The 23,892-nt window shown below is 33.1% G+C and carries 23 protein-coding genes; 13 read left to right on the top strand and 10 right to left on the bottom strand.

Annotated elements, in window-relative coordinates:
- Positions 1-7 precede the first annotated feature (7 nt).
- From V7056_RS10040 to V7056_RS10030, 3 genes are all read left to right on the top strand, one after another.
- Positions 8-2,362: an endonuclease MutS2 gene (locus V7056_RS10040; protein WP_499701544.1), complete on the top strand. Its 2,355-nt coding sequence runs from the start codon at positions 8-10 to the stop codon at positions 2,360-2,362.
- Positions 2,363-2,780: 418 nt separating this feature from the next.
- Entirely contained in the window at positions 2,781-3,653 is an 873-nt protein-coding gene (locus V7056_RS10035) for an alpha/beta hydrolase fold domain-containing protein (RefSeq protein ID WP_499701542.1), read from the top strand.
- A gap of 15 nt (positions 3,654-3,668) precedes the next feature.
- Positions 3,669-4,127 (top strand): GNAT family N-acetyltransferase, encoded by a 459-nt coding sequence (locus tag V7056_RS10030; RefSeq protein ID WP_499701540.1) that lies wholly within the window; start codon positions 3,669-3,671, stop codon positions 4,125-4,127.
- Between the two features lie 55 nt (positions 4,128-4,182).
- Here V7056_RS10030 and V7056_RS10025 read toward each other — a convergent pair whose 3' ends face one another.
- A complete protein-coding gene (locus V7056_RS10025; RefSeq protein ID WP_499701538.1) occupies positions 4,183-4,632 on the bottom strand; it encodes a hypothetical protein in 450 nt (149 codons plus the stop codon).
- 92 nt (positions 4,633-4,724) lie between these two features.
- On the opposite strand from V7056_RS10025, the gene V7056_RS10020 reads away from it, so the two are divergent.
- From V7056_RS10020 to V7056_RS10000, 5 genes are all read left to right on the top strand, one after another.
- Positions 4,725-5,267 carry a hypothetical protein gene (locus tag V7056_RS10020; protein WP_499701536.1) on the top strand — a complete coding sequence of 181 codons (543 nt, stop codon included), beginning with the start codon at positions 4,725-4,727 and terminating at the stop codon, positions 5,265-5,267.
- A gap of 120 nt (positions 5,268-5,387) precedes the next feature.
- Positions 5,388-5,744, top strand: a complete 357-nt coding sequence (locus V7056_RS10015; RefSeq protein WP_499701534.1) for a hypothetical protein — start codon at positions 5,388-5,390, stop codon at positions 5,742-5,744.
- A 2-nt stretch (positions 5,745-5,746) separates the two neighbouring features.
- Positions 5,747-6,997, top strand: coding sequence for a glutathionylspermidine synthase family protein (locus tag V7056_RS10010; RefSeq protein ID WP_499701532.1), 1,251 nt, complete (start codon positions 5,747-5,749; stop codon positions 6,995-6,997).
- Positions 6,998-7,026: 29 nt separating this feature from the next.
- Entirely contained in the window at positions 7,027-7,428 is a 402-nt protein-coding gene (locus V7056_RS10005; protein WP_158093320.1) for a DUF350 domain-containing protein, read from the top strand.
- 145 nt (positions 7,429-7,573) lie between these two features.
- Complete coding sequence (locus tag V7056_RS10000) at positions 7,574-8,104, top strand: GNAT family N-acetyltransferase (RefSeq protein ID WP_499701530.1); 531 nt, start codon at positions 7,574-7,576, stop codon at positions 8,102-8,104.
- 40 nt (positions 8,105-8,144) lie between these two features.
- On the opposite strand, the gene V7056_RS09995 is transcribed toward V7056_RS10000, so the two are convergent.
- Complete coding sequence (locus tag V7056_RS09995; protein WP_499701528.1) at positions 8,145-8,465, bottom strand: MazG nucleotide pyrophosphohydrolase domain-containing protein; 321 nt, start codon at positions 8,463-8,465, stop codon at positions 8,145-8,147.
- Positions 8,466-8,733: 268 nt separating this feature from the next.
- On the opposite strand from V7056_RS09995, the gene V7056_RS09990 reads away from it, so the two are divergent.
- Together V7056_RS09990 and V7056_RS09985 are read left to right on the top strand one after the other, a co-directional pair.
- Positions 8,734-9,618, top strand: a complete 885-nt coding sequence (locus tag V7056_RS09990; protein WP_499701527.1) for an ABC transporter ATP-binding protein — start codon at positions 8,734-8,736, stop codon at positions 9,616-9,618.
- Positions 9,619-10,845: an ABC transporter permease gene (locus tag V7056_RS09985; RefSeq protein ID WP_499701525.1), complete on the top strand. Its 1,227-nt coding sequence runs from the start codon at positions 9,619-9,621 to the stop codon at positions 10,843-10,845. It begins immediately after the preceding gene.
- 155 nt (positions 10,846-11,000) lie between these two features.
- Here V7056_RS09985 and dat read toward each other — a convergent pair whose 3' ends face one another.
- Positions 11,001-11,885 carry a D-amino-acid transaminase gene (gene dat, locus V7056_RS09980; protein ID WP_499701523.1) on the bottom strand — a complete coding sequence of 295 codons (885 nt, stop codon included), beginning with the start codon at positions 11,883-11,885 and terminating at the stop codon, positions 11,001-11,003.
- A 134-nt stretch (positions 11,886-12,019) separates the two neighbouring features.
- Between dat and V7056_RS09975 the strand changes: the two genes are divergently transcribed.
- Both V7056_RS09975 and V7056_RS09970 read left to right on the top strand, forming a co-directional pair.
- On the top strand, positions 12,020-12,826 hold the full coding sequence (locus V7056_RS09975; protein ID WP_499701521.1) for a sugar nucleotide-binding protein: 807 nt from the start codon (positions 12,020-12,022) through the stop codon (positions 12,824-12,826).
- A gap of 141 nt (positions 12,827-12,967) precedes the next feature.
- Positions 12,968-14,671, top strand: a complete 1,704-nt coding sequence (locus V7056_RS09970) for a long-chain-fatty-acid--CoA ligase (protein ID WP_499701519.1) — start codon at positions 12,968-12,970, stop codon at positions 14,669-14,671.
- A 471-nt stretch (positions 14,672-15,142) separates the two neighbouring features.
- Here the strand turns inward: V7056_RS09970 and glsA are convergent, their stop codons facing one another.
- The 5 genes from glsA to V7056_RS09945 all read right to left on the bottom strand — a co-directional run bounded on the left by glsA (position 15,143) and on the right by V7056_RS09945 (position 21,635).
- Complete coding sequence (glsA, locus tag V7056_RS09965; RefSeq protein ID WP_499701581.1) at positions 15,143-16,057, bottom strand: glutaminase A; 915 nt, start codon at positions 16,055-16,057, stop codon at positions 15,143-15,145.
- A 128-nt stretch (positions 16,058-16,185) separates the two neighbouring features.
- Positions 16,186-17,652, bottom strand: coding sequence for a DEAD/DEAH box helicase (locus V7056_RS09960; RefSeq protein ID WP_499701517.1), 1,467 nt, complete (start codon positions 17,650-17,652; stop codon positions 16,186-16,188).
- A gap of 219 nt (positions 17,653-17,871) precedes the next feature.
- Positions 17,872-19,512, bottom strand: coding sequence for an N-acetylmuramoyl-L-alanine amidase family protein (locus tag V7056_RS09955; protein WP_499701515.1), 1,641 nt, complete (start codon positions 19,510-19,512; stop codon positions 17,872-17,874).
- 276 nt (positions 19,513-19,788) lie between these two features.
- Positions 19,789-21,261 (bottom strand): flavin monoamine oxidase family protein, encoded by a 1,473-nt coding sequence (locus V7056_RS09950; protein WP_499701580.1) that lies wholly within the window; start codon positions 21,259-21,261, stop codon positions 19,789-19,791.
- 209 nt (positions 21,262-21,470) lie between these two features.
- Entirely contained in the window at positions 21,471-21,635 is a 165-nt protein-coding gene (locus tag V7056_RS09945) for a hypothetical protein (RefSeq protein WP_499701513.1), read from the bottom strand.
- Between V7056_RS09945 and V7056_RS09940 the strand changes: the two genes are divergently transcribed.
- Positions 21,559-21,900 carry a spore germination protein gene (locus tag V7056_RS09940; RefSeq protein ID WP_499701579.1) on the top strand — a complete coding sequence of 114 codons (342 nt, stop codon included), beginning with the start codon at positions 21,559-21,561 and terminating at the stop codon, positions 21,898-21,900. The two genes, V7056_RS09945 and V7056_RS09940, sit on opposite strands and share 77 nt — an antisense overlap.
- 50 nt (positions 21,901-21,950) lie before the next feature.
- On the opposite strand, the gene V7056_RS09935 is transcribed toward V7056_RS09940, so the two are convergent.
- Together V7056_RS09935 and V7056_RS09930 are read right to left on the bottom strand one after the other, a co-directional pair.
- The gene (locus tag V7056_RS09935; protein ID WP_499701511.1) at positions 21,951-22,220 is read right to left on the bottom strand and encodes a hypothetical protein; all 270 of its coding nucleotides are present in this window, start codon (positions 22,218-22,220) and stop codon (positions 21,951-21,953) included.
- Between the two features lie 235 nt (positions 22,221-22,455).
- Positions 22,456-23,883: an MBOAT family O-acyltransferase gene (locus tag V7056_RS09930; protein WP_499701509.1), complete on the bottom strand. Its 1,428-nt coding sequence runs from the start codon at positions 23,881-23,883 to the stop codon at positions 22,456-22,458.
- Between the last annotated feature and the right edge of the window lie 9 nt (positions 23,884-23,892).

The following is a 23,892-nucleotide window of genomic DNA, read 5'->3' as shown; positions in this document are numbered from 1 at the left end:
TTACCTTATGCAACGAACATTACGAGTATTAGAGTACGATAAAATAAAAGAACAATTATTAAAACACGCATCTTCATCACTTGGTAAGGAACGAATTCGAAATTTAATGCCAAGTACTGATTTCGAGGAAGTTGTGGAATTACATGAATCAACGGATGAGGCAGTAAAAGTTATTCGATTACGTGGGAATGTACCACTTGGTGGATTATCTGATATAAGAATGCAAGTAAAAAGAGCGGAAATTGGTGGCACTTTAGCACCTTCTGAATTAATTGCCATATCAGGTGTTACGTATGCTGGTAGACAAATGATTCGTTTTATAGAGGGCTTATTAGAAAATGAAGTAGAAATTCCTTATTTAGAATCATTAAGTAATCAAATCATTCCGCTATTAGAGCTTGATAAAAATATTAAAGCGGCGATTGGCGATAATGGAGAAGTGTTAGACGATGCAAGTGTCACGCTACGTTTAATACGTCAGCAAGTTCGAACTGCTGAAAGTCGTATTCGAGAAAAATTAGAAAGTTTAACTAGAGGGAATAACGCTCAAAAAATGTTATCAGATTCGATTGTGACAATTCGTAACGATCGTTTTGTTATTCCGGTTAAACAAGAGTATAGACATGTTTATGGTGGAATCGTTCACGATCAGTCATCTTCTGGACAAACATTATTTATTGAGCCACAAGCTGTTGTTACATTAAATAATAGTCTTCAAGAAGCTAAAGTAAAAGAAGAGCAAGAGATTGAAAAAATCTTAATGCAGCTTACAGGTGAAGTTGCAGAATCTTCATCAGATCTTTTACAAAATGTTGAAATTTTATCAGAAATGGACTTTTTATTCGCAAAAGCAAATTACTCGCACCACATAAAGGCTAGTAAACCAATTTTAAATAATGACAGATATTTTAAATTGAAAAAAGCACGTCATCCTCTAATTCCAAGAGATGTTGTTGTAGCTAATGATATTGAATTAGGTAAGGATTTTACAACTATTGTTATAACAGGACCAAATACAGGTGGTAAGACAGTAACTTTAAAAACAATCGGGATTTGTGTACTAATGGCGCAGTCCGGTTTACAAATTCCAACTCTCGATGGCTCAGAGATTTGCGTATTTGAGCAGGTATTTGCTGATATTGGTGATGAACAGTCAATTGAGCAAAGCTTGAGTACTTTCTCATCTCATATGGTAAATATTGTTGATATTTTAAAGCATGTGAATCATAATAGCTTAGTTTTATTTGATGAGCTTGGAGCTGGAACTGATCCCGGGGAAGGGGCTGCTTTAGCAATTTCAATTCTTGATGAAGTAAGCGATTATGAGGCAAGAGTTGTTGCAACTACACACTATCCTGAACTAAAAGCCTATAGTTATAATCGAGAGCATGTTATGAATGCTAGTGTAGAATTTGATGTTGAAACTTTAAGTCCTACTTATCGATTATTAATTGGTGTTCCTGGTAGAAGTAATGCATTTGAAATTTCAAGAAGATTAGGGTTATCTAATCATGTAATTGATAAAGCTAGAAACCATGTAAGTGAAGAAAGTAATGAAGTTGAAAATATGATTGCTTCATTAGAAACGAGTCGAAAAGGTGCAGAATCCGAGTGGAAAGAAGCCGAAGACTACCGTAAAGAATCGGAACGTATTTTCAAAGATTTACAAAAGCAAATGATGGATTTCTATGAGCATCGTGATGATTTATATCGTGAAGCACAGGAAGAATCGAAAAAGAGAATAAGAACTGCTCAACAGGAAGCGGAAGATATTATAAAAGAGCTTAGAGAACTTAAAAACCTTGAATTATCTTCAATTAAGGATCATGAGTTAATTCAAGCTAGAACTAGATTAGAAGGCGCAATTCCATATGCTCCTAAGAAATCTGTCCCACAAGTTACACCGAAAAAACAAAGAAAACTTCGTGAAGGTGACGAAGTAAAAGTAATCAGCTTTAATCAAAAAGGTACACTACTAAATCAAATCAGTGAAGGTGAGTGGCAGGTTCAACTTGGTATCATTAAAATGAAAGTAAAAGAAAGTGATATTGAGTTCGTCAGTGCGCCAAAGGTTGTTAAAGAACGTACAGTTACAGCTGTTAAAGGAAAAGATTTTCACGTGAATCTTGAATTGGATTTAAGAGGCGAACGTTATGAAGACGCACTAATCCGTGTAGAAAAGTATATTGACGATGCATTATTAGCTGGTTATCCGCGAATTAATATTATTCATGGAAAAGGTACAGGTGCATTAAGACAAGGTGTACAAGACTATTTAAAAAATCATCGATCCGTAAAATCCTATCGTTATGGTGCTGCTTCTGAAGGCGGTATCGGAGTAACTGTAGTAGACTTAAAATAAACACAAGATTTATTCAGATTTAAAAGGGGATCAAAATGGAAAAGTTGGCGAAAATATTATTTGTTGTATGTGGGATCTTTCTACTAGTGGGAATATTATATCTAACGGTAATTAAATAAATAAACAGTGAGGTTTGCTTAATGATGTTTTCTCAATGTAATATGTAGATGATTAATTAAAAGGTCTACATAATATAATGAGTAAAAGCATGGTTGAGTTAGCCTCTTTTTATTAATATTTTATAAAAGAGCTTGTGATTAAATCGGTATAATTCAATGTCATTTTAAGTGAATAAACAAACCTTCGTTGCTGAATTGTTCAATATGGGTTCTTGAACGGACCATTTATTAGCAGAAGTTTTTGTGAATTTTTTCTCAAAACAGAGACTTTAAGAAAAAGGAGAAAGGTGAATGGAAATTTGAAGAAAGCTACAATTTTTGTCATCATCTTTGCAATCACTTTCGTTTGTATCAGAATGTTACAAGATGAATCAACGAATCATCCAAAAAACCAAATAGAATATACAGTGCAAAAAGATATTCTTTATACAGAACCTGCCCGACTTCCTCAAACCTTTGATTTATACAAGTCAATCAATCATCGCGGTCCATCACCTGTATTGATTTTTGTTCATGGCGGTTCATGGAAGCATGGTAGTAAGGAATTAAATAAAAGATGGAAAACTGTTTTTGAAGAAATTGTAAAAGAAGGCTATAGTGCTATTAGTATTGATTATACGCTCTATTCAACGAAGGATTATTCTTATAATGATCCTGTCAGTGATGTAGAAACAGCTATTAACTTTGTTTATAAAAATGCGAAAAAACTAGGGATTGATCGGTCACAAATTGGTTTAGCGGGAGCTTCAGCAGGTGGTCATTTGGCGTTATTAACAGGGCTTAAAGCTGATATACAACCAAAGCTTAACTATATCATTGCATGGTATCCAATTTCGGATTTAACAACTATGAATCAATCACCTTCTTTAAGAAGTACAGAGATTGTTGAAAGATTTATGAATAGTACAGCGGGTCAAATGGCCGATGAATATAATAGGATGAGTCCAATTCAATATGTGAAACATGCAAAAATACCAATCTTTATCGTTCACGGCACGGGAGATACACTTGTACCATTTAGTCAATCAGAGGAATTTGCGCGCAAAAATCCAAAGATGGTCACTTTAATCGCTTTAGAGCATGGTAATCATGGATTTACAAATCTGCCAATTCAAGTATCTACAAATGATACGATCAACTATTTAAAAGCAAGATTGAAAGAAAAAAAATAAAGTAGGTACGATTTGATGATCAATTTTTCTGAAATAAAAAATGTAACTGATGAACATTGGAAACTGTTATTATTGGCTGATCCATCAAAAGAAATGGTGGAAAGTTATATTAAAAAAGGTAAAGTTTATGTAACATTGGAGAATCGGAAAATTGTAGGCATTATTGTATTAGTTGAAAACAGTCTGATTGAAATGGAAATTAAGAACATTGCAGTAGACCCAAAATATCAAGGAAAAGGGTATGGAAAGCAGTTCATTCAGTTTGCTATTTCAACATCGAAAATGCTTGGTTATGAGAGGCTGGTGATTTGCACCGGTAATTCGAGTATCTATCAATTATTGTTATATCAAAATTGTGGTTTCCAAATAGTTAACACGATTATTGACTTTTTTGTACAAAACTATGACGAAGAAATATGGGAAAATGGGATACAATGTAGAGACTTAATCAAGCTTGAACAGTATCTACAATAAGAACAGGAGCTACCAAAATAAAATGGTTGCTCCTTTTTTGTGTGCACTTACTTCGTTATTCTGCTTCTTCAATAAATGGTTTCACATACATTACATAAGTATCGCGGTCTTGGTCTACCTCGTTTGAAGTTTGTTCATAAACTTTACCACCGATTGTAATATAAGTTGATTGTAGCCAAGAAAATAAATCTAGCTCATCTCCACTTTCATAAAAGTGAATTTCATCAAATGAATGAACATCTCTAATTTCAATACCTAAAGGTCTTTTTAAATGATAATATGGAGTATTTTCTAATTCTGATTCAATGACTTCGATTACATATCGGTCGTCTTCATGATAGGAACCCTTATTTTCATACACAAAACCATTTAGAATAAAGTAATCGCAATGTCTTCTTGTAAAGATTTGGACTTTTGATAAAAAAGGAAAGTGATAAATCGGGCGTGTAAAATCACCATCAAGCAAGCGATATTCAAGAACAAATAGATTGTTTGTTTTAAACATTGTTCAAACTCCTTCATACTTTGTATATACATAAGATATAACACAGTTTAGGATATAAGAGTATGAATTTATTTTTTGAACAGGAGAACAACATGTCAAAAACAAAAGAGTTAATGAAAAAAGTTAGTATAGCGCTTACAGGTGGAATCGCCATTAGTACGTTAACAAGCTGTGGATCTCAACCAACATTTGAACCAACTGAAGAAGTTTACTATGAGTCTAGTGATTCGATTGGTGAAACTGAACAATCGACTGACACTTATGAAGAAGAAGTATATGATGATGAGGTCTATGAAGAGGATGTTTACAATGAAGAAGTATATGATGAAGAGGTCTATGAAGATGAAAGCTATGAAGAATATTCATATTCACCAGAAGAAATGCCTTATGATGAGAATTGTGTGGATTGGACATTAGACGAGGAAGAGAATGTATGGATGTGTAATGATCAGTCAAGTTCGTATTATGGCAATTTTTTCTTTATGGGTACGTACTTTGCGACTAAAAACATGTTACATAGTAATAAACAATTTAAGGAATACAAATCAACTGGCATTGTAAGTGGAACAGGAACTTCATCATCAACCAAAAGAAGTGGATTTGGAAGTGGCGTATCTGGTGGATTTGGAGGGTAATTTTTACTTTCGTTAAAAATTAAGATTTCGTTAAAATTAATCATATATTTTATATACTTTGAGCGTATAGATAGTTTAGTATAAGAGAGAATGATTTTATTTCACGAAGAGGAGATCCGTATGTCAAAAACATCATTATTAATGAAAAAAGTTAGTATTGCACTAACTGGAGGACTTGCAGCAAGTACGTTAGCCGGCTGTGGTTCTACACAATCTATGAATATACCTGATCAACCGCAGGATGAGAATTGCCGCGATTGGGAATTTGATGATGACGAAGGTGTTTGGGTTTGTGACGATAATGATAGTTCTTACTATCGCAGTTATTATCATGGTGGAACATTTTATAAGTCGAAAAAATTATTGCATGGTAGTAGTTCATATAAAAGTTATAAATCTTCTAGCAGCTATGCAGGTGGAGGATCTTCATCAAAAAGCGGTTTTGGTAAAGGCTCATCTGGGGGCTTTGGTGGATAAGGATGGACAATTCAGATTTAATAAAGCATCAGCGACTTCGTAATGAATTGTTTCAAAAATTACCAGATTTTTGGGCAGATTTACAAAGCTCCTATTATGCTCTTCTTGATATATACAGGTTTACAAAAGAAGAAATTGATGAGATTCATATGATTACTGAGCAAATTGGGAGCATTTATGATAAAACTGCTAGTTTAATGAGGCAACTTCCTGATGATGTATTTTATATGCTCGGTTATTCAAATCAGGTCATTCCTTACTTACGCCATAAGGCTATTTTAAGTGAAGGGATTATCAGAAGGATTGATCTTGTTCAAACAGAAAATGGTTGGAAGCATTATGAATGTAATAGTGATACACCTACATTTATTATGGAAACTCATCATGTTAACGGTATTGTAGCTGATTATTTTAAAGTAAAGGATCCAAACAGTGAAAGTGAATTACAGTTATCTCAAGTGATAAATCAAGTTATAAATAATTCGATTAAAGGACTTGAGAAACCAATCATTGTTTTTACAGCGCATGGTGATCATGAGGAAGATTGGAAAACAGCAAAGTACATTCAATCGCTTTATGAAGGTGAAAGCCAACTAATCAGTTTAGATAGTTTGCAAATTATTGAGAATGACGGTCTATATACTCCAAGTGGAGAAAGGATCCATATTCTTTATCGTCAAACATATCCTATTGAGCATATGGAACTTGATAAATCAGTAGATGGAACGATGATTGGTCTAGCATTACTAGATCTTGTTGAAACTGGCAAGTTAATTATGTTCAATCCTATTTCTGCATTTTTACTACAATCTAAAGCGGTGCAAGCACTCATTTGGAATTTACATGTCGACAACTCTGATGTTTTTACAGAAGATGAACATGACATGATTGAAAAATATTTTTTACCAACTTATTTGGAGCCAGATTATTTTATTGAGCATCATATCGCGTATGTAGAGAAACCCGCATTTGGTCGGGAAGGAGATACAATTCAAATAATTGATGGTGAAAATAATCAACATAGTCAACACAACACTTACCTGGATCAAGTTATGGTTTACCAAGAATTTTCACCATTGCCTAAGAAAAAGGTCATGACGCCTGAAGGACTATTAGAATTACATATTTTAGTAGGTAGCTTTTTAATAAAAGAAAAGTACGGTGCCATTGGGATAAGAGCGGGAAATATCATCACAGGTAATGAAAGCTGTTTCTTACCAGTAGGGATGATTGATGAGGCAAAAGAGAAATAAATATTATCAATTGGGAGATGAGAAATTTAATGGAAAGTATAGTAAGTACATTACTTTATTTAGGGTCAGGACTTTTAATTTTATTTATCGGATTTTTAGCATTTACTTTTACAACTAAAATGAATGAACAAAAATTAATTTTAGAAGATGGAAATATTGCCGTTGCACTAAAATTAGCTGGTAAGCTAGTCGGTTTAGCAATCGTCATTATGTCAGCTGCAAAATACTCTGTTGATATTAGTGATTTCATTATTTGGAGCTTTATCGGAGTGATTGCACAAATGATTACATATTGGATTGCAGAATTTCTTTTATTTCCAAAAATCTCTTTTGCTAAAAAAGTCGAAGAAGGAAATATTGCTGTGGCAATCTTATTATTTACATTAAGTGTAACTGTTGGTTTATTAATTTCAGGAAGTATTTCATATTAATTTACGATAAAAGGAAAAAACAACGAGACATTCTTCGTAGTTTTTCCTTTTTTCTATCTGATAACAGATAAATTGAGTATAGGTAGGGCTAGCCACCTCCTTTGTGGGAGTGACATGACGATAACAATTTTTAGGGAGGCTTATAATGATAAATGGAGATAGAGTCTTATTACGCGATATAAATGAAAACGATTGGTCAGATGTTCATCAATATGCTTCCCAAGCAATTGTTTGTAAATATCAACCTTGGGGACCAAATACAATCAAGGAATCTCAAACATTTGTGAATGATGCAATAGTTGATTTGAAAAAAAGCCCTAGAACAAGATTTGTGTTTGCGATTATCTTGAAACAATCAGAAAAATTGATCGGTGTCGTCGAACTGAATATTAGAGATGGAATCAATAGAAAAGGCGAAGTCGGATATATTATTCATCCAGAATACTGGGGACAAGGTTTTGCAACTGAGGCTGCTAAACTAATTGTTAATTATAGTTTTACTCAACTAAACATGCATCGGATCTATGCAACTTGTGACCCAAGAAATATAGGGTCATCAAAGATATTAGAAAAAATAGGGATGAGCTTAGAAGGAACTATGAGACAAGACCTATTATTAAAAGATGGCTGGCGTGATTCGCTTTTATACAGTATTTTAGAAGATGAATGGCAATAAAATACACTACTTCATTTTTGAAGTAGTGTATATTTTCGTCCTATACATTTGAATAACGTTTAGAAAGCTTTTCTTTATGGCTTTTGAATACTTCCTCTAATGAAATCTCATATTTATTTGCAATGACTATTAGGTTTCCAAGCACATCGCCTAATTCTTCTGTTAACTCTTGTTTATTCTCCTCAAATGAATTAGTAGCTTCATCAGGTCGATCTCTACCAATCTCTAATGCTCGTATCGCGCGCGCAACCTCACCTGTTTCCTCAGCTAAAAAACCAATTCGAATAAATATATCCAAATCGGACCAGCCTCTAGTTTTATAATAATCTTTTATCCAATCCTGGAATTCATTTACGTTCATATTCCCCCACCTTTTACGTGTATTCTTTTCCATTTTAACAAAACAAAATAAAATGAATATATTTCAAAATACCTAATGCATATGCTATTAAGATAGAGGAATTTTCTATATCGTTTTAGAAATAAGAACATAAATGTTTCAAAATCCTTTCACTATCTTTACATATTTTTCCTTTTATTAAAAAAGGATTAAAGGTATGCTTAATATGTACAATATTAATAGTTAAATAGAAACAAAAAATGGAGTCGAGTGTAAGGGAGGAAAATGTATGACATTAGAAGTAAAAAAGCTGTCTAAATCATTTGGTGAGACAAATGCAGTAAATCAATTGTCATTAAATTTGCCAACAGGTAGAGTACTAGGTTTATTAGGAAGAAATGGTGCTGGTAAAACCACTACAATTAAAATGCTCTTAGGATTACTAACGCCAACAAGCGGTGAAATGACTTGGAATGGTACGACATTCCATTCTTCAAAAGTAAGAATTGGTTATTTACCAGAAGAAAGAGGTTTATATACAAAAAGTAAGGTAGTCGATCAACTTAGGTACTTTGGTAAATTAGAAGGGATGTCGCAAAAAGAAGTTGATGAAGCGATCACTTATTGGTTAGAACGTTTAGAAATTCCACATTATCGTAATAAAAAAGCAGGAGAGCTTTCAAAAGGTAATCAGCAAAAAATTCAATTAATCGTTACATTACTACATAATCCTGAATTGATTATTTTAGATGAACCATTTAGTGGATTAGATCCTGTTAATGCTGAATTAATGGCCTCTATTATCACTGAAGAAATTAATAAAGGGAAGACAATTGTATTATCTAGTCATCGTATGGATCAAGTTGAAGCATTCTGTGAATATGTTTGTATTTTGAAAAATGGTGATGTCGTAGCAGAAGGTAACTTAAATAAATTAAAAGAAGAGTACGGGTATCGTAATTTAATAGTTGAGGATAGCGAACCAATTAGTTCGGTATTAAATACAAATCAAATTGATTTTGAGAGAAAACACCATGGAATTTACGTAAAAGTAGAAACTGAAGAAGAAGCAATTACGATTTTAAATCTAATTAAGTCTGAAACAGGTTCAATTCGCAAGTTTCAATTATTAGAGCCGACACTAAACGATATCTTTATTGAGAGGGCGAGATAAATGAATAAATTTAAAACTGTCTTTTTCTTTCATTTACGTGAAGGACTATTTGCAAAAGCAACACTGATTATGAGTGCGGTTCTGTTTGTATTAGTCGTCGGAATGCTTGGTTTACAAAAATATATGGCATCCTCAGAACAAAATGAAGAAAATGATAAAATTGTGATCATAAATGAGTCAACACAATATTCAATAGATGAAACAGTATTAAACCAGTCACTAAAAACAGCTACATTAAAACAAGTTAATTCATCAAAGCTTGAAGAAGTAAAAAAGGAAGTTAATGATGAATCAAAAGACGGATTAATTGTTATTTCTGAAAAAAATAATATTCCTGTTATCAATTATACATATAAGAATTTTGCTAATAATGAAGTTCTATCAATCATTAGTAGTACAATGCAGCAAAATTACTTAAATAAAACGTCTCAAGATCTTAAGCTATCTTTAGAAGCAGCTACAAAATTACTACAAAATGTTGAAGTAAATGAAGAAGTACTGAAAGACCCTATGGCTACATTTGGCATTGCGTACTTTTTCGGATTTTTATTATATCTATTTTTAATCGTATATGGTAATTCAATTGCTACCGGAATCGTTGCAGAAAAATCATCTAGAGTAATGGAAGTACTATTGCCTAAGGTGAATCCAGTGATGACTTTATATGGAAGAGTATTTGCTGTATTTTGCGTAGCATTCGTTCAATTAGTTGTAATAGGGTTAGGGTTCTTATTTGCGTATCTTGTAGGGTTCGTAAATCTTGATAATTTATCTCTGTTTGGAATGGAGATTGATTTAGACTCTCTAAACATATCGACGATCATAGCGTTCATTGTCTATTTCTTACTAGGTTATTTAATTTATGGTTTACTGTATGCTGCAATTGGATCTGTTGTATCAAGAACGGAAGAACTTCAAACAGTCTTGATGCCAGTTACTTTTTTACTGATTGGTGCATTCTTCATCAGTATTAATGCATTAGTAAATCCTAATGGTACTTTTGTTCAAATCAGTTCATACATTCCATTCTTTGCACCACTTGTTGCATTTTCTCGATTTGTCTCAGGTGAAATGAATTTTATTGAAGTCAGTGCAAGTATTTTAATCTTAATCATCACAGTCTTCATTTTAACGAAAATCGCGAGCCGTATTTATGTAAACGGAGTAATGTACTATAGTGATAAAGTGAAATGGAAAGACGTTGCTGGTCTTTTAAAAAGACAATAATATAAAAAGTTAATAGATTGATCAAATACTCCTCATTTTGTGGCAAGCCTCCACAATATAATGAGGAGTATTTTTTATAGAAAGCTGTTTGTATGTTACCTTTTCTTCAACTTCCACATAAAAACGACTGTCTAGAAAAAGACAGTCGTTTATTTTCATAATGTTGATTGATTTTGAGGAATCTTGTCAATTAAATCTGAATATGCGTCTTGTATTTTTTGAGTGATCACACCACGTTTTCCAGTCCCTAAAGCATATGTTTTTTCATCAAGTAAAACTGATACGATTGGCATAATTTCTGCTGTCGTTGAAGATGTAAATGCTTCATCAGCATGTAGGAATTCGTCTATTGTAAATGCTGATTCTTTAATTGGAATGCCTTCTTTTTTAGCAATATCTATGATAACTCTTCTAGTTATTCCATTTAAGATTAAGTTGTTTGCCGGATGAGTATATATAGTTCCATCTTTTACGATAAATACATTTGTCGAAGAGCCTTCAGTGATGATTCCATCTCTATGCAATACTGCTTCTTTTGCTCCTTTTTCTTGAGCTTTATTTTTAGCAAGTACACTACCTAATAAGTTTAAGCTTTTAATATCGCAAAGTAACCATCTTATATCATCTGTTACATGCACTGGAATTCCCTGTTCCATTAGTTTTAATGGGCGCTTTTCCTCCTTAACGGTATAAGCAACTAATTGAGGTTTTAAATCAGGCTGGTCTCGGTATATATGATTTCTGTCCATTACACCTCTAGTAATCTGTATATATACATAACCAGTACTGTAATCACATGTGTTCATTAAATAGACTAGATCACTTTCAAGCTTCTTTAAATGCATTTTGAAAGGTATATTGATTTTTTCACAGCTTTCTTTCAAGCGGATTAAATGAGCTTCTAATTCAAAATAAGCTTGATCGTAAAAACGAACTACTTCATAAACCCCATCACCAAACTGATAACCGCGATCTAAAATATTTACATTTGCAGACTTTAAATCGACAATTCGGTTATTTAATAGAACTTTCGTCTTCATATGGTTTGCACTCCTTTACAAATGAAAAGCTTGTAATCTACAATTCTAAAATATTTTTTAAATAGTTAGATACTTTGTGTTACATTCAATATAACATATGTTCATAAAATATTTTGTAAAAAGGGGAGAGAACAATGAAAATATTAGTTTTAGGTGCAAGCGGGCTAGTAGGGAAAGCATTATTGACAGAATTATCGTCTAGTTTCGATGTTTATGGTACATATCATCAAACAAAATTAAGCATAAAAGGTGACCATCAGCTTCAATGGAATATTACAGATAGTAAGAGAATATTAGATTGGATTGCTGAAATTAAACCTCATATTATTATTTCATGCTTAAGAGGCGATTTTGACATACAGCTAGAAGTACACAACCAAATCATTCAAAACATTAAATCCACAAAAACAAAGCTATTATTTTGTTCCACGACAAATGTATTTGATGGAGATATTTCAAAGCATCATGACGAAAACGACTCGCCTTTAGCTACATCAGATTATGGTCAATTTAAAATTCAATGTGAAAAATTAATACAAAGCGAGTTAGGTCAGCAGGGTGTAATTCTGAGGTTACCAATGGTTTGGGGAAAAAATTCACCAAGATTAAATGAGATCAAGAATAAAATTGCTAATCAACTTGAAGTAGAAGCATATGAAAACATTTATTTAAACCACGCATCAGATCAGAGAATCGCTAAACAAATCCGTTCAATTATCGAAAATGATTTGACGGGTATTTTTCATTTGGCTACCACTGATTTAGATTCACAGTATTCTTTTATTTTTAAACTTGTACAATCATTTGGTCCAGATGTGAAAATGAAAGCAATCAAAATTGAAGACGTAGAACAATACAATTTTGGATTGATCATTAATCGTACAGATCTACCTAAACATTTTACATATGATAATAATCAATTGATTAGTGAAATCGTATAGGAGCCTGTCTTAAATATGAATAAACTAATAAGGTAGAATTGAAAAGATTAAATTTTCTTAATATTTTGATTGTATAGGGATAATAAGTATCATATACTAATTTTAGTATGAACCTACTATAAAATACTGGTGGTGAATGGTATGGAGGAACTAAAAGTAAAACCTTGGGTGAGTCAATATCCAGAGCAGATACCTACTACATTAGAAAATGATTTTGAACTTCTTCCTATATATTTAAAAAAGACAGCCACTGAATACCCGAATAAGAAAGCGCTTAACTTCCTAGGAAAAGAGATGACATTTAAAGAAATTTATGTGCAATCTCTTAGATTTGCTAATTATTTGAGGAATTTAGGAATTAAAAAAGGTGATCGGGTAGCAATTATGCTACCAAATAGCCCACAGGCGGTAATTGCATATTACGGAATTTTGTTTGCAGATGCCATTATTGTACAAACGAATCCACTTTATACTGAACGTGAACTTGAATATCAAATGAATGATAGTGGTGCTACAGCTATCATTTGCTTAGATTTATTGATTAATAGAGTCCATTCTGTCAAAAATAATACGAAACTTAAACACATCTTTGTAACTTCAGTTAGAGATTATTTACCAATCATAAAAAAAGTATTATACCCACTTTCAAAGCAACCAAAAGCACCTGAAATGCCAACAGATCCATCAATCCATCAATTTAATTATATTATGAAAATATCTGCACCTGTCGAAATGGAACTAACAAATAGTAGTGTAGATGATGTAGCAATTCTTCAATATACAGGTGGTACGACTGGTTTTCCCAAAGGTGTTATGTTATCGCATAAAAACTTAGCCTCGAACACGTTAATGTCAGAAAAGTGGTTATATAAGAGTCGCAAAGGGGAAGAAAAAATCCTTACTGTATTGCCATTTTTCCACGTTTACGGGATGACGGCTTGTATGAATTTATCAATTATGTGTGCTTATGAAATGATCATTATACCAAGATTCGACGCATCACTCATGTTAGAAGCAATTAAGAAATATCGTCCAACATTGTTTCCAGGTGCACCTACAATGTATATTGCATTATTAAATCATCCTGATCTAGCAAAATCTGATATTTCATGTATCCATTCATGTTTAAGTGGGTCGGCAGCATTACCTGTAGAAGTGCAGGAACAATTTGAAAAAGTTACTGGTGGAAAACTCGTAGAAGGTTACGGATTATCAGAAGCTTCTCCAGTTACTCATAGTAATTTTTTATGGGATAGACGAGTTTCAGGTAGTATTGGAGTTCCTTGGCCAAGCACTGATGCCAAGATCGTATCTATGGAAACAGGAGAAGAATTACCTGTTCGTGAAATTGGTGAATTAATTGTTTCCGGTCCTCAAGTAATGAAGGGGTATTGGAATAGACCTGAGGAAACAGCTGCAACCTTAAAAGACGGATGGTTATATACTGGCGATTTAGGCTATATGGATGAAGAGGGATTCTTCTATATCGTTGATCGCAAAAAAGACATGATTATTGCAGGTGGATTTAATGTATATCCAAGAGATGTGGAAGAAGTTTTATACGAACATGAAGCAGTCCAAGAAACTGTTGTAATTGGCGTCCCAGACCCATACCGAGGTGAGACTGTTAAAGCATTTATTGTTTTAAAAGAGGGTAAGACAGTTACAGAAAGTGAGTTAGATGAATTTTCGCGTAAATACTTGGCTGCATATAAAGTTCCAAGACAATATGAGTTTAGAAAAGAACTTCCAAAGACTGCAATTGGAAAGATTTTAAGAAGACAATTAGTTGAAGAAGAAAAACAAAGAAATGCTAAAGAAAACACTGAAGAGAAGCTTTCTTAAATGATGATAAAGGGATGTATACCCTACATCCCTTAGATCGTTTACATCACTCGAAGAAAACTTTTATATGTACTTTGTCTACATACTTTTTTTATTTATAGGCTTTATTCTAAAGGATTGTTGCTTTTGGGATTTAATTAAACATTAAACTAACGCATTCTTAAATAGTAACAATATATAAGAAGCTTTTGAAAAGGTTATTTTCTAAAAGCTTGTAGCTTTTTTGTCCTCTAAGAAAGAAGTTAATTACAACGGAAGGTGCAGGACTCCTATGGGATATGCGGAAAGGCTGAGACCCCACAGGATGTGGGTCATGCATGCGTTACGAAAGGACGTCGTGGTTTGTTTTAGCATGCCTTCCTTTTTTAGTTTTTTAGGAGGCTCAGCTCTAGCCCCACGGAAAGGGATCATCCTGGAGTTGTAATCAACTAACGCATTCTTAAATACCTATAATATTTAAGATAGCAGCTTTTAAAAAATACTTAAATTATACTTCTGCGCAAGTAACTCTAATAATTTAATACCAGCAATACTATTTCCAATTTCATCAAGTGATGGGCCATAAACACCAATTCCAAAGCGTCGCGGAACCGCCCCCATCACGCCACCTGAAACGCCGCTTTTAGCTGGAATACCTACTTTTATAGCAAATGCACCCGATGCATTATACATTCCACATGTAACCATAAATGTATTACAGATTTTCGCTATTTTTTCAGGCATAATTTGTGTCTTTGAAACTGGATCATAACCATCTAGCGCAAAGATTAGTCCAATCCTTGCCAATTCAACACAATTTACTTCTATCGAACATTGTCTAGTATATAAATCTAATAATAACTCAACATCTTCTGTAATAATCCCGTGCTCCTTCATAAAGTAACTTAGGGATCTATTTAAGTGAGCGGTTTCGAACTCAGATATTGCTACCTCTTTGGAGTATGATAACTCTTTGTTATCCGTTAATATTCTCATAAAATCGAGTAACCGATTAAATCTGTCTTTAACGCTATGCCCTTTAATCATACTTGTAACAGCAAGGGCACCAGCATTGATCATTGGATTTAGAGGTTTACCAGCTGAACGCACTTCTAATTTTGCGATTGAATTAAATGGGTCACCTGTTGGCTCCATTCCTACACGCTCAAATACATAATCTTCTCCACGATCCATTAATACTAAAGCTAATGAAATGACTTTAGATATACTCTGTAAAGTAAATCGAGTACTTGTATTACCAGCTTCAAAGTGTCGTCCATCTGGTAAAAACACAGCTACTGCTAAATCTTTTTTATTCGCCTTAGCAAGCGCAGGAATGTAGTTTGCAACTTTGCCATATGGGATAAATTCTTTTGCATCTTCTATTAATACCATTAACTCTTCCATATGTTTTATTTCTTTTTTTTCATCAAATCCATGTTGGCTCATTAGATCACCTTAATTTCTTTATAATCATATAAACATTATTTTCAATTCTTCCTTATCATATGTCAATCAAGAAGAAAAACACCTAGTTATCTAGGTGCTCTTTTAGACTTAACTTTATTACTACGGCCATTCCTTTGATCTCTTTGTTGACTCGTTCTATCTTGTTTACTACTACTAGTTTTTGAAAAAGACTGCTTTTTTGAAGTTACATCTATTTTTCTTTTTGAATCAGTAGCTCTTGAGCGAGTTTGATCTGAAGACTGTTCATTTTTCCCTCTTCTTGATTCATTTCTTGTACGTGTTCCCGGTTGTTTTGACTCCTCATTTCGTTTCTTCTGAGATTCATTTGTATTCGTTCTTGATTCTCTACCTGGACGTTTTACTGTTCGAGGAGCTCTTGAATCCTCACGATACGTTCGATCAGTTCGTTGTCTTGAATCGTCTTTTTCAACTAAATTTATATGTTTAATTTGAAGATTAAGCTCTTTCTCTATTGATTTCATCTCATGGAAGTCTTTTGGAGTAATAAATGTAATTGCAATTCCTGTTTCCCCTGCTCGACCAGTTCTTCCGATACGGTGAACATAGCTTTCAGTATCCATTGGAATATCATAGTTAAATACGTGAGTTACACCTTCAACATCAATTCCCCTTGCAGCTACGTCTGTTGCAACAAGATATTGAATTTTCGCTTCACGGAATAGCTTCATTACTTTCTCTCGTTTTCCTTGTGTTAGGTCCCCATGAAGTTCTTCGGATAATAGTCCTTTTCCTTTTAACTGCTCATTTAATTTATTTGCTCTTCTCTTCGTTCTACAGAAAATGATTGCAAGAAAAGGTACTGTTTCATTTAATTGTTTTAGTAGTGCATTAAACTTTCCACGGTCAGTCGTTTCATATACAACTTGCTCAATTTCATCCAAAGTAATTCGCTTTGCCTTAATACGAATGATTTCAGGCTTTTTCATATAGCGCTTAGCTAGTGATTGAATTTGATCTGGCATTGTTGCTGAAAATAATAAAGTCTGTCTTGATGATGGGGTTTGATTAATAATATCTTCTACTTCGTGTAGAAAACCAATATGTAGCATTTGATCCGCTTCATCAAGCACTAAGAAATCAATTTTACTTAAGTTGATCGTGCCTCTTCTTAAATGATCTAACAGTCTACCAGGGGTTGCGATAATTAAATGTGCTCCACCTTTAAGCTTCCTTGCTTGCTGTTCAACGTCTTGACCACCATAAACAGCTAAAACACCAAAATCCTCACTTACAATTCTTCTTGCTTCTGCTGTAATTTGAATCGCTAACTCTCTTGTTGGTGCTACGACTAGCGCTTGGGTATGTGGTAATTCTAAATTTATTTTCTCTAATATTGGAAATAAAAAAGCAAAAGTTTTACCCGTTCCTGTTTGAGCCTGTCCAATTAAATCCTTTCCTTCAAATACAATGGGAATCGCTTGTTCTTGAATTGGAGTCGGTTCATTTATACCTAACTCTGTCAAATACTCCGTTAATTCTTCACTTAGACCTAGCTTAGAAAATTTATTCATTATCGTTTACCTAGCTTTCTTTAATATCTATATTCATTATATTATTTTTACTTTTATTTACTCATTTTAAGCTTTTTCATTGTATCATAACGGTTCATGATCTGCTTTATAATTCATTTTTGGATTTATTTTATACAATTAAGAATCAAACCATTCCAGTTATGGAAATGTAGAGATAAAAAAACTCGTTCTAATAAAATAGAACGAGTTCATTTTTACTTATAGATAATACGAATCTACGTTGTAACCTTGGTATGCTAAATAATCAAGAATACCTAGATAGATGCCTTTTGCTGCCTCTTTTTGCCAAGATGCACTAGCTAATTTTACATTATCCTTAGGGTTATCAACAAAACCTAATTCTGTCAAAATTGAAGCCATTGAAGATTCACGTATCACATGAAAATTACCACTTTTTGTACCACGATCATCTAGTTTAAGTTTTTCAACTAATCTCTTTTGCACAAAGTCTGCAAATGCCATACTATCTTCTAGTTTCGCTCTACTTGCAGCTGTTGCCTTTGCTGCAGCTTCCCCATAGTAATATGTCTCCGTACCATCACCTGTATGTGAAGGGGTTGAATTAATATGAATACTAATAAATGCATCTGCTTTTTTAGACTCTGCAAAAGAAACACGCTGTGTTAATGTTGGATATACATCTGTCTCACGTGTGAAGTAAGAGTTAATCGGTAAGTTATTTAAATATGTTTTTAAATATTTTGATACACTTAAAACGATTACACTTTCTTTTAATGTTACACCACTACTTGTTTTAAAAGATGTTCCAGGGTCAGATCCTCCATGTCCTGGATCAATGACAAGCGTAAAGTCTCCAAGTTCGGCATCTTGCTGATCAACTATTTTGATGTAAGATTTACTCACCCAACCAGTAATTGATCCAATAACAATTTGATACCAACCATTGTTTTCACCTTTTAGCTCTACAATTGTACCACTCGACAATGCTTTAATTGTTGCATATTCAGTACCTGGACCTTTTCTTACATTTAACGAAGATGCAGTTACTTTACCAAACTTGTCTTTAATTGGAATTGTTGGGGTAGTTGGAGTTGTTGGGCCTTCACCATCAGTTGGTGGTGTAGTTGAATTAGTCGTTTTAACGTAGTTTGACATTACCCAACCGTAACCCTTACTTGTTTTGATTTTATACCATAAGTTGATTTTCTCAACAATTGATACTGTTCCACCCTTACTTAAAGTAACAAATACACTACTAGTATTTTTGGGCTCTTTTCTGACGTTAATTTTTGTTGCTGTAATTGTACCTGTATCGATTACAGGTAATATTTGTGTATTTGTCTGACTCACATACTTTGACATGACCCAGCCGTAGCCCTTACTAGTTTTAATTTTGTACCAAAGACTGTTTTTCTCGACGATTGATATTTTCGAACCTTTACTAAGGGTTACAAAAATTTTACTAGTATTTTCTGGACTAGTTCTAACATTAATCTTTGTTGCTGTTACATTTCCTGTAAATAAAACTGGCAACGTTAAGGCTTGGTTCACATAATTCGACATAACCCAGCCATACCCCTGGCTTGTCTTAATTTTATACCATGGACCACTTGTTTCAACTATTGATACCTTTGCTCCCTTACTAAGTGTTACAAAAATTTTACTTGTGGTAACAGGACTTGTACGAACATTAAGTTTTGTCGCTGTTACATTTCCTGTAAATAAAACTGGAATTGCGGTCGAGGTATTGATTTGACCAACTTGATTAGTAGCTGCATAACTTTTATTTACATGAGGAGATGAGATAAATAGACTACTAGCCGCAATTGAAGTAGCTAGTACAAAACTTGAAAGTTTTCTTGTTGATTTTTTATTCATTACTAAACCCCTTACTATTGAGTTCTCTGTATAAGTATAACATCTAATATATTAACAATTAAGTAACAATTTGACTAAAAGTACAACATTTTAACGAAAATTGTAAAAAAATATAAGTGACACTTGACTATTAAAATTTGAAAATCTTTTATAATATAGTACTTCTGTCACAAGGAATCATGAATATCTATTAAACTATACAATCTTCACTCTAAAAGTTTAGTAAGAGATTATGTAGAATAAAAAAACTCTACCAATGAATAGAAGGCAGAGTTTTTATCTTATCGATTGATTAATTTCAAATGCTACACGAATTCCTGACTCGATTGCACCTTGAATCCATGCTGTAGCACTTGAAGTATGCTCTCCTGCGAAATGAATTCGTCCTTCAGGTTTACCTATATCTTTACCAAAATCCCTTTGTTGCTCGGGTTTAAATATGACAAAAGCACCACCTGAATATGGGTTATTTGCCCAACTAATTGAGGAACCTATCAGAAATTCTTTATAGACGATATCTCCATATATCCTTGCCAGATTATTTAAAGCAGCCCTTATTCGTTGAGTTTCAGTCAAACTGTTCCATATAAATGCATCATCCCCCCAAGTATAACTTGCAAGAACAACGCCCGTTGTGTTCATTCCCAGCTCGTGGCTAGGTAAGTAGGAAAACTTAATTGGAAGATCCGTCGTAATTTTCCCTCCAAAAAAACCTAACTTTTCCCAAAATCTCGTCCTGAACTGTAAACCTGTTTTCACTGAATCTGTATAATGTAACTCCCTTATCGCTTTCCATTTAGCGTAAGAAATGGATTCATTTGGGTAGATTTCAACGAAATTCAAAACAGTAAAAGGTATTGTACAAATAACTAAGTCACAAGTAACACGGTGTTTTGTTAAGGCCTTGGTGTGCTCAGTGTACAGTGCCACATTCTGATCATTTTGAACAATTTTCGTTAGTTTTTGATTTAGTATAATATCATTTTTTAATTGCGGCAAAAACGCACTCGGTAGTAAATCAGTCCCTCCAGTAATTTCATATAATTTTAGACCCTTTGAAAATAGCACATTAATTTCCATGAGAATTGATGTAAACGATAATTCTGGAAAACCTTCTATACCTATTATTGCTTTGATCAAATCAATTGCACCTGTAGATAATGATACTCCGACTGGATTATATCGCAAAAAGTAGTCCATAGAGTATTGATCGTACTTTTCAATCACAATTTCTAAATTACGAACAGGATCTTGATTGATAAATTCTAATATAGGTCCCAAAGCAAGTTGTAATAACTCTTCAGCTGTTTTACCTTTTTCATTGGGCGCAACAGGAAACTTTAATATATCTGGATTTTGCGTATAATCTTTTAAAGTTGTAAAAACATTATTAACATAGATCAGATCATTTGGTGTACTATTGATAAATTCATTTAATGGTAATTTAAACTTATGAATATATTCAAGTGTTAGATGATGAATAGAAGGTATTCTCATTGCTCCTAATTCTAAGTACTGATTATTAAAAAAAGGATATCTTTTTGTTAATATTCTTCCACCGATTCGGTCATTTGCCTCAATAATTGTAATTTTATGGCCAGCATCTTTTAGTAATGAGCCTGCAACCAAACCTGCCATACCGGCACCAATAATCATTATATTCTTTAAAGCTGCCGTTTTTATTAATCCATCTCGAATGATAGAGAGCATTTGTTCACTTGAAAGAAACAAAGGGTTAATATACATCATCCCTTTCAAATATCATCTTTTACCTCTATATTTATTCAATTTATTGATATTTAGAATAAATCAACTCTTTTCGAAACTTCATTTAATTTGTATTCATCAAAGTACCTAATAATTTTTGATATTTAAGACAGAATAATTATTTACGACTTTCTTAAACATTATCGGGGTGGAACCATTGTTTACATTTAATGCAACTAAAAATGCAATTGCTAACCCAGATATACCATTTCAAAGTGATCTTTCCATATCATTAAGCAAGCAAGAGCAATTGGTAACGCGGTTTCAGTAGTCGGTGCACTGATAATTGGACAAGCAGCAGTCGAAGCAGGTTTTATATCACCTTCAATGACCATTCTCATTTCAGTAACGGCCATTGCAAATTTTGTTATACCTAACTACAGCATGGCCATCAGCATACGATTATTAAAGTATTTATTATTATTAGCAGGGGCTTATTTAGGCTTATATGGTATTACCCTTGTTTCTCTTTTGATTTTACTCCACCTATGTAGCATTCGTTCTTTTGAAGAGCCTTATTTTTACCCATTCGGTCCTTTCAAACTTAAAAGTCATAAAGATACACTCATTGTATCGCCTTCCGTTGGGAATCACATTACTTATCGTAAGAATGAGCATTAATCAATAAAGAAAACCCTGTGATCGAAATCACAGGGTTACGATTTTTCACATTATAAAAAAATACCAATAAACCATAAAATTAAACCGACATAACATGAAACTTTTTTTACATCTTTATTACTTACAGAAGTACGATTGACCAAAAACATCGCAATAATAAAGCCAAGTGGAATTGGAAATTGATTGATTGAAAAGTTAATAACACTTAAAAAATAATATCCAAAAATATGGAGTGCTAGTGATTCCGAGCTTGCTTTTATTTCTTTTTTAGCTCCAGAATATAGAATAAAATACGTTAATACAAAAAGGATTAGCCACATATATTTATCTCCTTTTTTTGGACTTGGATACTCTCTACTATCATTATATGATAGAATCTTTAACTCATGAGAAAATACAATGACTTTTCTAAAAGATTTTTAATATTAGTAGTTTTAAATTGGAGTAGCATATCGTACTACACATAGCATCCGCAAAATTTACAAAAACGGTCATAAAAAAGAGACTATGTGTTGGAATGTTTTAAAACTCCTTCACATAGTCTCTTCCAATTTATTAAAACTTGAAATAGATAAACGGATTAAATGTACTAGCTACAACATATGATAATGAAATTAATAGTAGTAAGCAATACCATCCTGCTTCCCCAAGTTGGAAACCAAAATATGTTATTTTATTTTTTGAAATTAACCAATCCCCTATTTTATGGGCAACAATTTTACCGATCGGCGTTGCTGCAATGACTGCAATGATAAATAAAATGCCATATTCAGATACATAGAAATTATTTGATGCATTCCAAAGACCTGTTCCATTGAAAGCGAACATCGTTTTTATATAATCAAATGCATATGTGAAAGTTTCAGATCGGAAAAATACCCAACCTACTATCACGATAAGTAAAGCATAAGCATGCTGTATAATTTTAGGTAAAGCACTAATTAACTTACCAAATCCCGCACGTTCAACTGCAATCCAAAATCCATAATATAATCCCCATGCAATAAAGGTCCAACTTGCCCCATGCCAAATTCCTGTAGCTAACCAAACAATAAATAGATTTCGATATGTCTCGTAATTTGACCCTCTATTTCCACCTAATGGAATATATAAATAATCTCTAAACCAAGTACCTAAAGAAATATGCCATCTTCTCCAGAACTCTGCTACCGAACGAGAAATATATGGATAATTAAAGTTCTCTAGGAAGTGGAAACCAAACATTTTTCCTAACCCGATTGCCATGTCTGAGTAACCTGCAAAATCGAAGAAAATTTGTAATGAATAGGACAAAATTCCAATCCATGCCATACCTGTTGTCATTTGATCTGGAGACTGAGCAAAAATTTGGTCTGCAATTAAGCCAAAATTGTTAGCTAGAAGCATTTTTTTCGCTAGTCCGATGATAAAACGCTTAATCCCATAGAAAATTAACTCTAAACTTTCTGACCGTTTATTTAATTCATTTGCAACGGTTTGATATCTTACAATAGGTCCAGCAACTAATTGCGGGAACATCGTAATATACAGTGCTAAATTTAACGGATTCTTTTGTACTTTTCTCTCACCACGATATACATCAATTACATAACTAAGTGCATGGAATGTAAAGAATGAAATACCAATTGGTAAAGGAATAACCGGCACATCAATTGTTAATCCTGTTAGCTTTTCTATATTCTCTGCGATGAAATTCGTATATTTAAAAATTCCTAGAATAAATAGATTGCTACATACCATCGCAACCATAATCCATTTAATCTTAGCTTTTTTCTCTCTATTTTTATCAACTGCTAATCCAAAGAAGTAGTTCATAATAATGGAGAAAATCATTAACCATACATAAGTAGGCTCTCCCCATGCATAGAAGAACAAACTAGCTACTAGTAACCATAAGTTCTTAATAGAACGTGGGATTATAAAATAAACAAATAAAACGATTGGTAAAAACCAAAACATAAATACCGTCGAACTAAAAACCATTCCCTTTTA

It is taken from the genome of Bacillus sp. JJ664 (assembly GCF_036962205.1).
Classification (GTDB): Bacteria; Bacillota; Bacilli; order Bacillales; family Bacillaceae_G; genus Gottfriedia.
Note: the sequence above shows the minus strand (reverse complement) of the source record. Positions and strands in the feature narration are given on the sequence as shown.

Bases quoted from the DNA above. Each gene is read 5' to 3' on its own strand.
- V7056_RS10040 (WP_499701544.1), top strand. From the start codon at position 8: ATGCAACGAACATTACGAGTATTAGAGTACGATAAAATAAAAGAACAA.
- V7056_RS10030 (WP_499701540.1), top strand. From the start codon at position 3,669: ATGATCAATTTTTCTGAAATAAAAAATGTAACTGATGAACATTGGAAA.
- V7056_RS10025 (WP_499701538.1), bottom strand. From the start codon at position 4,632: ATGTTTAAAACAAACAATCTATTTGTTCTTGAATATCGCTTGCTTGAT.
- V7056_RS10020 (WP_499701536.1), top strand. From the start codon at position 4,725: ATGTCAAAAACAAAAGAGTTAATGAAAAAAGTTAGTATAGCGCTTACA.
- V7056_RS10015 (WP_499701534.1), top strand. From the start codon at position 5,388: ATGTCAAAAACATCATTATTAATGAAAAAAGTTAGTATTGCACTAACT.
- V7056_RS10010 (WP_499701532.1), top strand. From the start codon at position 5,747: ATGGACAATTCAGATTTAATAAAGCATCAGCGACTTCGTAATGAATTG.
- V7056_RS10005 (WP_158093320.1), top strand. From the start codon at position 7,027: ATGGAAAGTATAGTAAGTACATTACTTTATTTAGGGTCAGGACTTTTA.
- V7056_RS10000 (WP_499701530.1), top strand. From the start codon at position 7,574: ATGATAAATGGAGATAGAGTCTTATTACGCGATATAAATGAAAACGAT.
- V7056_RS09995 (WP_499701528.1), bottom strand. From the start codon at position 8,465: ATGAACGTAAATGAATTCCAGGATTGGATAAAAGATTATTATAAAACT.
- V7056_RS09990 (WP_499701527.1), top strand. From the start codon at position 8,734: ATGACATTAGAAGTAAAAAAGCTGTCTAAATCATTTGGTGAGACAAAT.
- V7056_RS09985 (WP_499701525.1), top strand. From the start codon at position 9,619: ATGAATAAATTTAAAACTGTCTTTTTCTTTCATTTACGTGAAGGACTA.
- dat (WP_499701523.1), bottom strand. From the start codon at position 11,885: ATGAAGACGAAAGTTCTATTAAATAACCGAATTGTCGATTTAAAGTCT.
- V7056_RS09975 (WP_499701521.1), top strand. From the start codon at position 12,020: ATGAAAATATTAGTTTTAGGTGCAAGCGGGCTAGTAGGGAAAGCATTA.
- V7056_RS09970 (WP_499701519.1), top strand. From the start codon at position 12,968: ATGGAGGAACTAAAAGTAAAACCTTGGGTGAGTCAATATCCAGAGCAG.
- glsA (WP_499701581.1), bottom strand. From the start codon at position 16,057: ATGGAAGAGTTAATGGTATTAATAGAAGATGCAAAAGAATTTATCCCA.
- V7056_RS09960 (WP_499701517.1), bottom strand. From the start codon at position 17,652: ATGAATAAATTTTCTAAGCTAGGTCTAAGTGAAGAATTAACGGAGTAT.
- V7056_RS09955 (WP_499701515.1), bottom strand. From the start codon at position 19,512: ATGAATAAAAAATCAACAAGAAAACTTTCAAGTTTTGTACTAGCTACT.
- V7056_RS09950 (WP_499701580.1), bottom strand. From the start codon at position 21,261: ATGATGTATATTAACCCTTTGTTTCTTTCAAGTGAACAAATGCTCTCT.
- V7056_RS09945 (WP_499701513.1), bottom strand. From the start codon at position 21,635: ATGGCCGTTACTGAAATGAGAATGGTCATTGAAGGTGATATAAAACCT.
- V7056_RS09935 (WP_499701511.1), bottom strand. From the start codon at position 22,220: ATGTGGCTAATCCTTTTTGTATTAACGTATTTTATTCTATATTCTGGA.
- V7056_RS09930 (WP_499701509.1), bottom strand. From the start codon at position 23,883: ATGGTTTTTAGTTCGACGGTATTTATGTTTTGGTTTTTACCAATCGTT.